Below are 13,795 nucleotides of genomic sequence, written 5' to 3'. Positions count from 1 at the left end.
CCAGTCCCGATGCCGAATGTTGTTGAGACAGTCGCGAAGATCGACACCCGTAGGGTCGAAACGAACGACGAGCTCCGCACCCGTCTCCGTGAGCACCCGCGCTCCCTCGTAGAGAAATGTCCGGCCGGCGTTCATCGCAATACTTCGACAGATAGGCGCACAGACGTGTCCAGCCCCCACTGGCACGTCGTGTCGATACTCAAAGCCCCCTTCCAAACCATATGCCAAACAGACGATTTCAGTTCACCGCAGCCGTCGTCCGCGTCAAACAACGCTCCGAGGGTTGCTTCGTGACCGGAGACGAGGTCAACAATCTGGCGTTCATGAAATTGCAACCATGATGGCTCTCTTCTAAACCCGTTCAGCCACATGAGATTCAGCCGCTCAGCTTGAGCCATTTCGCCGAACACCTCATAGCGCCATCCCACAGCAGCGCACGCGTGCTCTGTGATGCGGCTCTGGGTCCTGAACTCGTCGTCCTGCTTTTCGGGTGCGCGTACGTCCCAGATAGTCACGCGCCCCTCGACATCAACGGTTAGAAGGTCGGGAGTGTGACGTCCAGGCAAACCTCTCCACGCGAGCCGGAATGGCTGCGAGACCATCCAGGCGACACGCGGGTCTCTGTCGAGTCTCCGGAAGAGGTCGTGCTCCAGTCCGGATTCGAGATGCACGCTCGCACCGTTAGTCATGGAGTGAGCCGTCACGGGTATATGGCGGCTGAAGGTGGACGAGACAATCCGTCGCATTGGTTCGAGACTGTGCACCGGCGGCGAGCTACTCCGCTGCCACATCCACACGATTTCGGTGCCCTGCAGCCTGAACGTCCACGTAAGCCCTGGCGCGCGCAATGCCAAGGCGTCAAGGAGATCGTCTTCATCGTCACTCGAAGGCATGGTTCGAACCTTTTCGTCGGCTCCCGCGCGCCAAGAAGGACAAGCCCCCGCGCGAGACCAGCGCGGACTATCTTACGTGGTCAAGACGACGGTGAATAGCACAAAGTTGATTCTGCGAGGGTGTTGAAATGCGCTCTAGCCCAACCGATCTTCTAGTTTACGGGTAGCTATGTTAGGTCCGCGACACCAATTATTTTGAGCGGCGGATGCCACTCTACAGGCTCGTCGATCCCGAGGCGACGTAGATGCACCAGCGCCTGGTCTGGTTGCTGGGGCGCCGTCCGCGGCAGCGTTTCGTCGGCGGATTCGCCCCTGATCCTGAGCCAGTCCTGCCACTCGAGCCGAGCCGAGTAGACCAACTTCCTCCGACGCGCGTAGTCGATTTCTGAACCCTGAGTTACGAGATAGTCGCTCAGACTGATTAGCGTTCTGCATATAGAGTTCCAGCGCGGCAACGAATAGAGGAGCTCGAGTTGTTCATTCACGGTGCGGTGGGACGGGCGCGCAGACAACAGTTTCTCTGCACCACCGATCGTGATATTGCTGCCGACGATGAGCGTGGCGATCGATAGCGCGCGCCTCATATCCGCATCTACTGACGTATCCGCGAGCAGCTTCTCGCACCAGGTTGGCCACATCAATGCGGGTAGTGTCGCCGCGAAGCTCCAGTCATCGAGATAACTGCGCCGTGGGGCTTCGGGCGCTGGAGTTGCCGCGCGGTAGCGGAGTTCGCCCTGCGCTCCAAGATGTTGCCTACTCGCCTTAATCGTGATCGCCGCAGCTAGCGCATCGTCGGTGCGACACCAGAGCAACTCGGTCTGGCGGGCTTTGGCGTCTTGGCTGTCTACCAGCCACCGAAGCCGGCTCGCTGATTCCTCAATGGTTTCGGCGCCTAAGACCTTGACAGCAACGGTTATCCCCACGGCGGCCTCAACGGTCCGCATCGATGGGTAGGAATTCACCGCACTTCGTCCACGGCTCGGATTCGGTTCCGCGGAAAGTTCATCGAATGTGAATCCGCCTCCCAGTCTTGCTGCGGTTGCCAAGCCGTGGCGTGCCGCGAAGTTGATCGTTCGATTGGCCAGACTCCGGACCGCTTCCAGTGACTCACGACGCGATCGCGCCTGACGCGCAAGCACTCCGCCGCTCGGGCGGGCTCCGCTGAGAATCTTACCGATGAAGCGTTGCGCAACAACGACGTCGTGCTCGCTCCCAACCGCAGGGGTGGGCACCGACGTGAGATCGCAGCCGCACCGACATTGGGTCGGCATCGGAATGCTTGTGTAGTTCTGCCGACGCCGCTGATCCTCTCCACAACTCGGACATTGAGCAGCCAGCAACCGGCCGTGGGTTGTGCATGCGAATGACCAGCCCAACCGCCACACGAGCCGCCATCTGCCGCTCGACTCGTGTAGGCACTCGGGACAGAACCTCGACCCCGGTAACACGCCGAACGGGAATGTGCGGTCGGGTTCGTGTGAATCGGTGAGGACGGGCAGACCTTTGACGGCGTAGTCGTCGAGTGTCATCGTTGCGATGTCTTCGGCCGGGGTGCCCGTTAACACTTGAAGAGAGTCCAACTGGTACTGCGGCAGCCACCAAATCCATTGCGGCTTCGCGGCTATCGGTAGATGCAATTGGCGAGATACATCGCCGAGCGTAACTCCCATTACAGCCGCCGTCGCATCCAACCATGAATCGATGCACTCCCCTGACGCAGGCTTGACCCGCACAGGCAAGAGAGCGGCGGTCACCATTAGCCGGATCCCCATCTTGTGGCTCGATCCGGAAGGAGCCAGTCTGCTCGTAACCGACTGCGCATACTTCAGGAAGCCACGTGCGGAGCGACGTGTCCGCCCTACTAGTGGTGCTGCGATCGCGCCGGTCTCAGCTAGGAACTATGGCGTCGCCGACTCGAGTGCGGCGAGGGCATTATCGCTATACGTTGACCCCGGTACGTTTACATCCACGAGCTGGGTGAGTTCGGACTGATCGAAGTAACCGACCCGGTCTCGAACAGCACACGCAGCCGCATCCAAGCGGGACAGAAGGGCGAGAAACCCCCTGAGCCCTATGAGATTTCGGTGCCGATGTTCAATGGTATGCCGTCCACCGACGCCCGATTCGATCTCTCGAAGTTCAACATGCCGGCCACCGACCGCGTGGTGTTCAACCTCACCTTTCAAGCGCCACGGTTCAGATAGCACAACGGGGGAGGGTGAAAATCGGCCCCGGCGCGCCATGGGTAGCACGATCCAATGCCGCGCAATTGCTCGATATGGTGTTGGCAGCATATGGCTCTAAAGCCATACTTGTGGACATGGACGTCGACGACCCTCGAGTTCTTCGACTGGCTGGACCGTACCGAAGACAAGGCCCGAAACGGGGACGAACCCCCAGACGGCTACTGGCCCGCGCAGTTGACGCGCTCAAACAACTGCGAACGCTCGAACAGGCACCGACCGAAGACACACCCGACCTAAGAGGAGTATGACAATCGAAGATTCGCCGGGCGCACAGCCCACCCCTTCGATCGCGAAATCGCCTTCCGCTTGATCTGCTTCTGGTTTTTACCGCACAGCACCACCGTCGTAGTTGCGCTCATCGCCGCCGACAAAGCCCGCATGGGCGACGTCTTCTACAACAGCGTCGGAAGCCGGGCCGACGCCGCAATATCCATATGGCTTCACGAAACCAAGGAGGACCACGATGAGTTATGAAGGCAAGACGTTCCGTCGGATGAACAACAGGATCAACGAGCTGGTCGCAGATCCCCTCATCGCGGACGACGTGCGCAGCTACGCGGCTGAACGCGAAAACGTAAACCGGGTCTACGCCGAAGGTCTGGCCGACATCCGCCGCGCAGGAAACCTTACGCAACAACAGATCGCGGAGGCCTTGAGCACCGACCAAGGCACCGTGTCACGCATCGAGCGACGCCACGACCTTCTCCTATCGACGCTGCGCGACTATCTCAAAGCCGCAGGCATCGAGCATTCACGAATCGTCGTAGAACGCGACGGAGTCGAAATCAGCATCGACCTCGACACTTTCGCCCAGTAGTAAGAGACCACGACCTGCTTCAACTTGGCCAGCCTAGAGGTCGTCGACGATCAACGAGCGCGACATCAGCCACAAGGTGTCGGGATTGCCGTCGACGAGGTGCGCTCCTCGTCCGTGTTGGCGGCCTGGGCGGCCTCTCGTATGGCCAAACGCCGCAAAGCCGCTCGTTCGTTCATGTCGGCCCTCGCAGTCGGACCCCGAAGCACGCGTCCATCTTCGAGGACGATCCAGCCTGAAACCACCAACCACGGCAGGCTCTTGAGCACATCCGCCTCGCCGCGAAAGATTCGCTGCACTCGAGCATTTCGGAGGAAATCCGCAAACTCTTTGATGGTCGGGTTGTGTTTGTGCTTGTACCTAAACCTTGCGACCGCGCCAGCAACACGACGGCCCATGTCACGCGGCTGTATAACTCGCAGCTTTTGTCCGGGTGATGCCAGGTAGGTTGGCCCGACGCGTAGCGACCGCGGCTCGTCGGAGTAGGCCAGCCAACCGCGGCCGGCAGCTCGCGCCATTAGAGCCTCCATTCGCGGATGAAAGCTTGTAAGCCCCTCTTGGTCAAGGAAATTCAAGACGTCCGGTGAGTTGAACACCTCCTTCCAGGAGGGAGCGGTAGCTCCGGCGCACCACCGAAGGTAGACCAGATCACCAACAACTCGACCGAATCGATCGACATACTCGAGGCTTGGCGCAGGCGAGCAATCCCGCAGTGTCTCAACCATTTCGACCTCGCAATCGGGTCTCGATGTGCCCTACTAGTAGTACTAGAGGATACCGTATAGCTGTCGGAATCGGCAGCATTAACGCGCTTCGGTAGATCGAAAGTTAGTGGCGTACAGGCAGAACCGCTTAAACAGCCCACCGTTTGGCTCGCCACTCCCGGACTATCGCGGTGGCCTCCGATCGACCGACTTTTCTGTCACGGAAGCGCTCATAGATGGTCGAAAGATGCGGATCGATACGTCCGCCGTGTCCGATGCAGAGGGCCGCCTCGTCCGGACGGATACCACAACCTGCTAGTTCGACAGCAATGTCTGGACGCTGACCATCGCTGAACCGGATCCATTTGATTACTAAAGACTCATCGTCCCCCAGACCGTTCAGTTGTGCTTCAGCCCACCGCTTGCTGAGTCGTGCAGCCTTTTTTAGTTCCCACGCGAAGTATCCACTCGTCGGTGCGGCGAAATGTTCTTGCCGCTGGGGAACGACGCCGTAGTCGAGTAGCGCCTGCAGGATCGGTGGATGCCATCGTGCAACCTTGTTCTGGCCCTTGGCCTTCGATTGCGTTCGAGCCTTCGCAAGTTCATCAGCGAAACAGGACTCGTCCTCGGTAGTGGTGGGGTCTGCCGAGTGGCCGTACATCTCCGGACTCAGCTTCGCGTCTGCGTCTTGTCCTGTGCTGACTGTGCCAAATTCCCGCCGAATGGCGCGGACGACCGGCGTCTCTAATTGGCTTGCCGCCGACTTCACAAACTCGCCGCGACGATCCAGCTCTGCGAGCAACTGCCGAGACGTCCAGCCCAGTTCACGGGCAAGTTCGTGAACTCGGAGCTTTAGCCGAGGCGGCGGATTTAGTTTCACCGGCTAACCAACTTGTTAAACACCTGGGGGTCGTTTGTTAATTTCCGTTGCATCTCGACAGCAGCAGCTAACACCCGATTACGTCAACGCAAATCGCGACAGGTGCAGTTGGTGCGCGATGGTAGTGGTCTTCTCTGAACCGACGCCACCTCGCTGGGGTTACTTGCGTCGACAGCCACCGTCGGTGTCCTCATGGGGATACCCTGCGCGACAATGTTGTCCGCGCCTCCAACGGCCACTTCATAGACGTCCTGCTGCCCCGCGCTGTTGATCTCAACGATCTTGTCCCAGAACACGTCATTCGTCGTGAGGTCGTGGAGTCCGCGGTCGTCAAGGATCGCCGCGGCACGATGCAGGCGGGTGCGGCTCGGTGAGTGCTTCCACATCGTGGAACCACAAAACTTTATTCGCATTGCCGTTGAGAATGCCCGATGCGACATCCCCTGATCCTTGAGGTCCTGCCGCACCAGGTCCCACACCTCACGCGGCACCGTGTCGACGTTCTCGTTGGCCTTGACGACGTTGAGGTTCTTGAGTATCTCGCGACCCGCAAAGTACTTCTCGCCGTTGACGTCGACGATGTTCAGGAACCTGATCTGATTTCTCGCACCTTGGATATACAAATGGAAACAGTCCCGGTAACCGGTTTTCGGCACGCGGTACACCCTGGACGCGATGCCGAATCGCAGCAAGAGTTGCCTGACATCGTCAATGAGCCTGCGACTTGTCGACCCGTAATAGATGCGCCCCTGGCCCTGCTTGCCGTCCCAAATCACGCATCCGTCTGTCGCCCACAAGTGTCCCAAGAAGAGCGACACTCGATCATTCGGCGTTGCAAACACCTCGGCTGGGACGAACTTCTCGTAGCTGCGTTTTCCGAAAAGCCCTAGCTCGTCAAGCCAGGCCGCAATCGGATTTCGCACGCCGTGCGTTAAACGATACGGCGCAGGCAGTCTAAGGGTCGTGACGCGAGCAGCGGCATAGTCGTCACGCTTCGCGGTCACACCAAAGTGCCTCGCGGCGTTGGTCACCGCGTAGAGATTCTGTTCGTCAATGCTCGCATATCGAATCGGTTGATTCTTGACGGAAGACCCGTCACCAATCATGTGTGCCAGCAGAATCAATTCGTCTGGGGCCATCGGTTGCGGGTTCAAAGGACCTGGCACGCGCCTAGGCACGGCGACACGATCGCCCACCGACAAAGTGCCCACCGGTGACCACCCTAAGAGCGTTCGCAGTTCCGAGTCTGCGGTCGCCTCAACCACTCTGCCCGATGCAAGGCGGATACTGAACGCGTAGGCCTCGCCGACATGATAGGTAGCCGTCAAAGGCCGTGACGCCAAACGCATTCGCTCGTCCAATGCCCATACCATCGGCAGTTCGGCGCGTTTTTCAAGATCGCGCAGCAAGACCCCGGAACCATTGTCAGCCCGGAAGATTCGCGCACCTCCCGGCAGAGTCTTTGAGTGATTGACTGCTGCCACGGTGACCGCCCTCCGACGCCAATAATAATCGCGACTTAAGCCTTTGCCATGTTCGTGAAGCGTGACAAATGCAACTGATGGGCGACGGTCACCGTTCGTGTTGGCCCTGCACGGTGTTTGGCGATAATCAGGTCCGCTTCACCGCCGCGCGGGTCGTCGCTTTCGAACGCATCCGGTCGATGAAGCAGGATCACCATATCGCTATCCTGTTCGATCGATCCGCTTTCGCGTAGATCAGCTAACATTGGCTTCTTGTCGGTGCGCTGCTCCGGACCGCGGTTGAGCTGGCTCATCGCCACGACGGGGACTTCGAGTTCCTTCGCCAAAAGCTTTATCTGGCGCGAGAATTCGGACACTTCCTGCTGACGCGACTCGACCTTCTTGCCCGATGTCATCAGCTGCAAGTAGTCGATGACGATGAGGCGAAGGTCTGCTTTCTGCTTCAACCGCCTTGCCTTCGCGCGGATCTCCATCATCGTCAGGTTCGGCGAGTCGTCGATATACAAAGGTGCTTCGCTGATTTCGCTCATGCGTCGCGCCAAGCGTGTCCAGTCGTCATCGCTCATCCGGCCCGACCGCATGTCGGCGAGTTTGATCTTCGCCTCCGCAGAAAGCAGTCGCATCACGATCTCGGACTTACTCATCTCGAGTGAGAACACGATGCTCGGCAGAGAATGCTTGATCGAGCACGAGCGCATGAAGTCCAAGCCGAGCGTCGAGTTGTGCGTTGGGATCCTTCCGGCACCAGCCAGATACAGATGATCGGCTGCGCTCACCTCCACGCATCGCACCGGAACGCTGTCGACGCGGCGCACGGCTTCAACACCCCAGCCCGATTGGCCACCCCCGCCGACCGTGGCAAGCGCCGGGACCCGCGCGGCCGTAATGACATCCGTGCCAGCCCGCAAGGCGGCGGTGACCTGAATACCGCGCGCAGTTGGCCATTGGTGCTCAGCGTCGGCGACGATCACCGTGCCATCCGAGAACTCGACCTCGTAGCATGGCCGTCCGAACATGACCTCCGTCGCCGCGACCACCCGCGTCGGCTCCCCGTCGGCGCCGATCAGCTCATCACCGACGGCGACCTCGCCCATCGTCGTCCAGCCCGTCGGCGTCGGCAGCGGCGTATCGAGCTTGAGCGCCTTCCCCATACCGGGTCGTGCCGCGACGACGATCATCTGGCCGGGATGCAACCCGTTGGTCAGCTCGTCGAGATCGGTGAAGCCCGTCGGCACGCCTCTCGAGATGCCGCCCTGCGACGCGATGGCATCGATCTCGTCCATCGTCGGCTGCAGGAGTTCCTCGAGCGGGACGAAGTCCTCCGACGTACTGCGGCCCTCGGTCACGTCATAGATCTCGGCCTGCGCCCGGTCCACGATCTCGGCAACGTCCGCGCCCTCTGCGCCGGCGTAGCCGTACTGCACGACGCGCGTCCCCGCTTCAACCAACCGCCGGAGCAAGGACTTCTCCGCGACGATGCCCGCGTAGTAGCCCGCATTCGCGGCGGTCGGCACCGTCGAGATCAGCGTGTGGAGATACGGCGCTCCCCCGATCCGACGCAGCAACCCGCGCCGGTCCAGCTCCGCCGCCACCGTCACCGCGTCGGCCGGCTCACCGCGGCCGTACAGATCCAGAATCGCGTCGTACACGTTCTGGTGCGCGGGCCGGTAGAAGTCGCCCGGCCGCAGCTTCTCCAGCACGTCGGCGATGGCGTCCTTGCTCAGCAGCATGCCGCCCAGGACGGCCTGCTCGGCTGCCGCGTCCTGCGGAGGCTGCCGGCCGAATTCCTCACTGGGCGGAGGGGCGTCCATGGCTGAATGCCCGAGATCGTCTACCACAGCCACGGCTACACCTCCCCAAAGTCAGGTCGAACGTGCGTTCGATTCCAACGTACCGTGACTGTAGGCCCAGGCTCGGACATCCGCCCCCGATCGTCGCCCAAACGGACTCGCGACGGCCACGCTAGGCGTTTGCTGAGAGCAAGGCAAAAGGCCCCTGTTTATAAGTCTGTTAGTGGCCTGTGGATAGGTCTGGACAGGCATGTTGAGTCGTTGGGGAGAACCTGTGGATAAACGACTTTGTTTAGTAGGTCCGCGCAGATAGCCGCACCATAAACCGCATGAGACCCTGTGCATGGGAATTCACTCGGCGTGTCGTCCGCGGTTGCGGTCTCGGGCGTGTTGTGTTTCGGGTCGGGGCCGCGCGGGTTAACAGCGGGTTATCTTCGCTGTCGCGGGATTGCCGTGAAGAGTTCGCCAGCGTACGGCTCGGCGCACAGCAACGGCCGGGTGAAGATCAATTCGATCCTCACCCGGCCGTATCTACGCTGATGTCAGTGCGCGGCGACGACGCTCAACGGCACCGAGGCGTCGACCTCGGGGTGCAGCCGCACCGTGATCGGATGCGTGCCGACCGACTTGATGTGCGCCTTGGGCAACTGGACCGTGCGCTTGTCCAGATTCGGGCCACCGGCCTTCTTGATGGCCGAAACCACGTCGGCGCCGGTGACCGAACCGAACAGCTTGCCGCTGTCGCCCGCCGCCTTCACCGACAGCTCGACCGCGCCCAGACCCTCGAGCGCCGTCTTCAGCTCGCGTGCGTGCTCGAGACCCTGAACGGCCTTGGCCTCACGGGCCCGGCGGATCTCCTCGGCCTGGCGCTCGGCGCCGCGCGACGCCACGACGGCCATGCCGCGGGGCAGCAGGAAGTTGCGGCCGTAGCCGTCCTTGACCTCGACGATGTCGCCAGAGGTACCCAGGTGTTCTACCTCGGTAGTGAGAATGAGTTTCATGTCTTGTTCTCCTCGCCTCTATCGCGTCGACGAGCTGAACGGCAGCAGCGCCACCTCGCGGGCGTTCTTCACCGCAATAGCGATGTCACGCTGGTGCTGCACGCAGTTACCGGTCACGCGGCGGGCACGGATCTTGCCGCGCTCGCTGATGTAGGTACGCAGCAGCGCCGTGTCCTTGTAATCGATGATCTGGTTCTTGCCCTTCTTGGAGCAGAACACGCACTTGCGGGTCTTGACCGGCTTCTCGGGAGCCGGCCGCCTCTTGGTCGAGGACTTGGCCATTTGTCTATCTCTTTCTGGAATTGCTGATCAGTTGAAGGTCAGAAGGGTGGCTCGTCGTCGGCGCCGCTGAACGAACCTGACGCGGGAGCGCTGCCCCACGGGTCGTCCTGCTTGCCGTCGGAACCGCCGGCCGGAGCTGCGGCACGCGAACCACCGCCACCGCCGAATCCGCCGCCACCGCCGCCGCTGCGGCTGGCTTTGTTCACCTTGGCAGTCGCGTACCGCAGTGACGGGCCGATCTCATCGACCTCGAGTTCCACCACGGTGCGCTTCTCGCCCTCACGGGTCTCGAACGAACGCTGCTTGAGCCGCCCCTGCACGATCACGCGCGAACCGCGAGTCAAGCTCTCGGCCACGTTCTCGGCAGCCTCGCGCCAGATGTTGCAGCGGAGGAACAGCGCTTCGCCGTCCTTCCACTCATTGGTCTGACGGTCGAAGATGCGCGGCGTCGACGCGACTGTGAAGTTGGCGACGGCTGCGCCTGACGGTGTGAACCGAAGCTCGGGGTCTGCCGTCAGGTTTCCGATGACCGTGATGATGGTGTCACCAGCCACGAGTTCCTCCTGGGTTAGGTAGTCGGCGCGAAGTCAGTCGCAGGCGAGCCTACGGAGCCGCTCCGACGTACGGCAGCCTTTAGTGCTTGTCGGTCCGCATTACCTTGGTCCGCAGGACGGACTCGTTCAGGTTGAGCTGACGGTCCAGCTCGGACACGGTTGCGGACTCCGCCTTCACATCGACGACGGCATAGATGCCCTCGGCGTGCTTGGCGATCTCGTATGCCAGCCGGCGCTTGCCCCAGATGTCGACCTTGTCGACGGAGCCACCGTCCTTGCGGATGACGTTGAGGAACGTCTCCAGCGACGGAGCAACAGTGCGCTCGTCGAGAGTGGGGTCGAGGATGACCATGATTTCGTATGGACGCATGAGAACCACACCACCTCCTACGGTCTAGTTCGGCCACGGTCGTTCCGTGGCAGGAGGGTTACCTGCGTCGGCAACCGGCCCAGGCTACAGGAATGCCTGCTGAACTGCGAAATCGCGCTGCTGAGGGGCATACGCTTCGATCGTGTTCTCCGAGACACGCTATGCACTCAACGGGGACCTGCGCGTCGCCTATCGAGCCTCGGCGCCGGGCGAACGCGACATCGTTTTCGTACCGAATTGGTTCACCTGCTGCGAAATCCTCCCCGAGGTGCCCTCGTTGCAGGGATGGATCGAAGCTGTGACATCGCTCGGCCGGCTCATCTTCTTCGACCAACCTGGTACCGGGGCGTCCGATCCGATCGCGCCAGGCGCACTGCCGACTCTCGAACAGTGGACCGACTCCATCAACGCCGTATTGGATGCGCTCGATATCCGCGAGGCGGTCCTGGTCGCGATCGACGGTGCGGTCGCGACCGCGGCACTGTTCGCCGCAACCCACCCTCAGCGGACGACTGCGTTGATCGCATTAGAGGGCTACGCCGACACTCGAACGACCAGACCGGACGAAGGCACCTTCGAAACGATGGCCGCGTTATGGGGGACGGGCGAATACGAGCACCTGCTGAATCCGGACATGCCGTGGAACGAGGATATTCGAGCAGCGTGGGCACGCATGGAGCGGCTCGCCGCGAGCCCGACGACCGTCGCGCTGATGCATCGGCTTATTCAGGAGATGGACGTGCGATCCGTTCTTCCAACGGTTCGTGTGCCGACTCTTGTGGTCCAGCACTCCGACGACCCAATGATCGTGCCCGCCATGGGCAAATACGTCGCCGAGCAGATACCGGCCGCCAAATACGTTGAGCTGCCGGGGCGCAATATGTACCACTTCGTCGAGCCGTGGCGGGACTCCTTTCAAGCGATTGCCGAGTTCCTCACCGGTGAGCAACCCGACATAGCCGACGAGCGCGTGCTCGCCACTGTGCTGTTCACCGACATCGTGGACTCGACGCGTCGCGCAGCGGAGCTGGGTGACCGTGACTGGCACGCACTGCTCGACGCACACGACGCCGTCGTCCGTGTCCAACTCGGAAGATTCCGCGGCCGCGAGGTGAACACCTCCGGCGATGGTTTCCTCGCGACGTTCGACGGTCCGCAGCGAGCGATCCGCTGCGCCATGGCAATTCGCGACGCGGTGCAAGCCCTCGGCATCGAGGTCCGTGCTGGGCTGCACACCGGTGAGGTCGAACTCCGCGGCGACGACATCGGCGGCATCGCCGTGCACATCGGTGCCCGCGTCAGCGCACTCTCCGGTCCCAACGACGTCCTTGTCTCCAGCACACTGCGCGACCTCGTGATCGGGTCAGGCCTGCAATTCGACGACCGCGGCGCCCATCAACTCAAAGGCGTGCCTGGCGAGTGGCGCCTGTTCGCCGTGGCGTCGGGGACCTAGTCATGTTCTCCGAGACACGCTATGCACTCAACGGGGACCTGCGCGTCGCCTACCGCGCGTCAGCCGCGGGGGAACGCGACATCGTCTTCGTTCCGAATTGGTTCACGTGTTGTGAGCTCCTGCCAGAACTGCCCTCCGTCCGGGGCTTTGCCGAGGCGATGACATCGCTTGGTCGATTGATCTTCTTGGACCAACCGGGCACAGGAGCCTCCGATGCCATCTTTACTGGCGCGCTGCCGACGCTGGAGCAATGGGCCGACAGCATCACCGCAGTGCTAGATGCCCTTGGGATTGGCGAAGCGGCTCTCGTCGTCCCTGCCGGCGCGCTGCCTACAGCAGCGCTGTTCGCGGCAACGCATCCGTCACGCACCACCGCGCTCATCGTGCTCGAGGCATACGCGGATCCGACGGTTCAACGCACCGATTTCGACCGGGACGAAATGACCGCCACATTTGTCGCGCTATGGGGTACTGGCGAGACCCAGCACGTCCTGAATCCCGACATGCCATGGAACGAAGAGATCCGTGCAGCATGGGCTCGGATGGAGCGTCTGGGCGCCAGTCCTGGAACCGTCGAACTCGTCATGCCTATCGTCTCCGGGCTGGACATTCGGGCGATCCTGCCGACCGTTCGCGTGCCGACGCTTGTCGTCCACCACGCCGATGACCCGTTCATCCCGACCGAGTGGAGCGAATACGTCGCCGATCACATCCCGGGCGCGAAATTCGTCGAGCTCCCCGGGCGCAACTTTCATCACTTCGTCGAGCCATGGCGCGACTCGTTCCAGGAGATCGCGGAGTTCCTCACGGGTCATCAAGCGGAGGTGCCCGACGATCGCGTCCTCGCCACCGTGCTGTTCACCGACATCGTGGATTCGACACGGCGCGCCGCGGCGCTGGGTGACCGCGAGTGGCGCGCATTGCTTGACGCGCACGACGCCGTTGTCCGTGCGCAGTTGGCGCGGTTCCGCGGTCGCGAAGTCAACACCTCCGGCGACGGCTTCCTGGCCACGTTCGACGGCCCGCAGCGAGCGATCCGCTGCGCCATGGCAATTCGCGACGGCGTGCAAGCCCTCGGCATCGAGGTCCGTGCCGGCCTACACACCGGTGAGGTCGAGATTCGCGGCGACGACATCGGCGGCATCGCCGTCCACATCGGTGCCCGCGTCAGCGCACTCCCCGGTCCCAACGACGTCCTCGTCTCCAGTACCCTGCGCGACCTCGTCATCGGATCCGGCCTGGAATTCGACGACCGCGGCGCCCATCAACTCAAAGGCGTACCCGGCGAATGGCGCCTGTTCGCCGTGGCGCCGGGGACCTAGTC

At 61.8% G+C, this 13,795-nt stretch carries 12 protein-coding genes and 1 pseudogene; 3 read left to right on the top strand and 10 right to left on the bottom strand.

Annotated elements, in window-relative coordinates:
• Nucleotides 1–131 precede the first annotated feature (131 nt).
• The 3 genes and pseudogenes from ACIA48_RS01785 to ACIA48_RS01775 all read right to left on the bottom strand — a co-directional run.
• A complete protein-coding gene (locus tag ACIA48_RS01785) occupies nucleotides 132–893 on the bottom strand; it encodes a TnsA-like heteromeric transposase endonuclease subunit (protein ID WP_396727061.1) in 762 nt (253 codons plus the stop codon).
• 167 nt (nucleotides 894–1,060) lie between these two features.
• Nucleotides 1,061–2,125: a hypothetical protein gene (locus ACIA48_RS01780; protein ID WP_396728550.1), complete on the bottom strand. Its 1,065-nt coding sequence runs from the start codon at nucleotides 2,123–2,125 to the stop codon at nucleotides 1,061–1,063.
• A 114-nt stretch (nucleotides 2,126–2,239) separates the two neighbouring features.
• Nucleotides 2,240–2,650 (bottom strand): annotated as a pseudogene (locus ACIA48_RS01775) (TniQ family protein); the annotation flags it as partial.
• Between the two features lie 952 nt (nucleotides 2,651–3,602).
• Here ACIA48_RS01775 and ACIA48_RS01770 point away from each other — a divergent pair.
• Complete coding sequence (locus tag ACIA48_RS01770; RefSeq protein WP_396727059.1) at nucleotides 3,603–3,956, top strand: helix-turn-helix domain-containing protein; 354 nt, start codon at nucleotides 3,603–3,605, stop codon at nucleotides 3,954–3,956.
• Nucleotides 3,957–4,805: 849 nt separating this feature from the next.
• On the opposite strand, the gene ACIA48_RS01765 is transcribed toward ACIA48_RS01770, so the two are convergent.
• The 7 genes from ACIA48_RS01765 to rpsF all read right to left on the bottom strand — a co-directional run bounded on the left by ACIA48_RS01765 (nucleotide 4,806) and on the right by rpsF (nucleotide 11,018).
• Entirely contained in the window at nucleotides 4,806–5,537 is a 732-nt protein-coding gene (locus ACIA48_RS01765; RefSeq protein ID WP_396727057.1) for a translation initiation factor IF-2 N-terminal domain-containing protein, read from the bottom strand.
• Nucleotides 5,538–5,620: 83 nt separating this feature from the next.
• Nucleotides 5,621–7,021, bottom strand: coding sequence for an LAGLIDADG family homing endonuclease (locus ACIA48_RS01760; protein ID WP_396727055.1), 1,401 nt, complete (start codon nucleotides 7,019–7,021; stop codon nucleotides 5,621–5,623).
• Between the two features lie 35 nt (nucleotides 7,022–7,056).
• Nucleotides 7,057–8,865, bottom strand: a complete 1,809-nt coding sequence (gene dnaB, locus ACIA48_RS01755; RefSeq protein WP_396727053.1) for a replicative DNA helicase — start codon at nucleotides 8,863–8,865, stop codon at nucleotides 7,057–7,059.
• Nucleotides 8,866–9,353: 488 nt separating this feature from the next.
• Nucleotides 9,354–9,812 (bottom strand): 50S ribosomal protein L9, encoded by a 459-nt coding sequence (gene rplI, locus ACIA48_RS01750; RefSeq protein WP_396727051.1) that lies wholly within the window; start codon nucleotides 9,810–9,812, stop codon nucleotides 9,354–9,356.
• 18 nt (nucleotides 9,813–9,830) lie between these two features.
• Nucleotides 9,831–10,094 (bottom strand): 30S ribosomal protein S18, encoded by a 264-nt coding sequence (gene rpsR, locus ACIA48_RS01745; RefSeq protein ID WP_014210198.1) that lies wholly within the window; start codon nucleotides 10,092–10,094, stop codon nucleotides 9,831–9,833.
• A gap of 38 nt (nucleotides 10,095–10,132) precedes the next feature.
• Nucleotides 10,133–10,648, bottom strand: a complete 516-nt coding sequence (locus tag ACIA48_RS01740; protein WP_396727049.1) for a single-stranded DNA-binding protein — start codon at nucleotides 10,646–10,648, stop codon at nucleotides 10,133–10,135.
• A 79-nt stretch (nucleotides 10,649–10,727) separates the two neighbouring features.
• Nucleotides 10,728–11,018 (bottom strand): 30S ribosomal protein S6, encoded by a 291-nt coding sequence (gene rpsF, locus ACIA48_RS01735; protein ID WP_014210200.1) that lies wholly within the window; start codon nucleotides 11,016–11,018, stop codon nucleotides 10,728–10,730.
• Between the two features lie 142 nt (nucleotides 11,019–11,160).
• Here rpsF and ACIA48_RS01730 point away from each other — a divergent pair, with 142 nt between their 5' ends.
• Complete coding sequence (locus ACIA48_RS01730) at nucleotides 11,161–12,471, top strand: adenylate/guanylate cyclase domain-containing protein (protein WP_396727046.1); 1,311 nt, start codon at nucleotides 11,161–11,163, stop codon at nucleotides 12,469–12,471.
• Between the two features lie 2 nt (nucleotides 12,472–12,473).
• Entirely contained in the window at nucleotides 12,474–13,793 is a 1,320-nt protein-coding gene (locus ACIA48_RS01725) for an adenylate/guanylate cyclase domain-containing protein (RefSeq protein WP_396727044.1), read from the top strand.
• Nucleotides 13,794–13,795: the final 2 nt, after the last annotated feature.

It is taken from the genome of Mycobacterium sp. NPDC051804, assembly GCF_044452905.1.
Classification (GTDB): domain Bacteria; phylum Actinomycetota; class Actinomycetes; order Mycobacteriales; family Mycobacteriaceae; genus Mycobacterium.
Note: the sequence above shows the minus strand (reverse complement) of the source record. Positions and strands in the feature narration are given on the sequence as shown.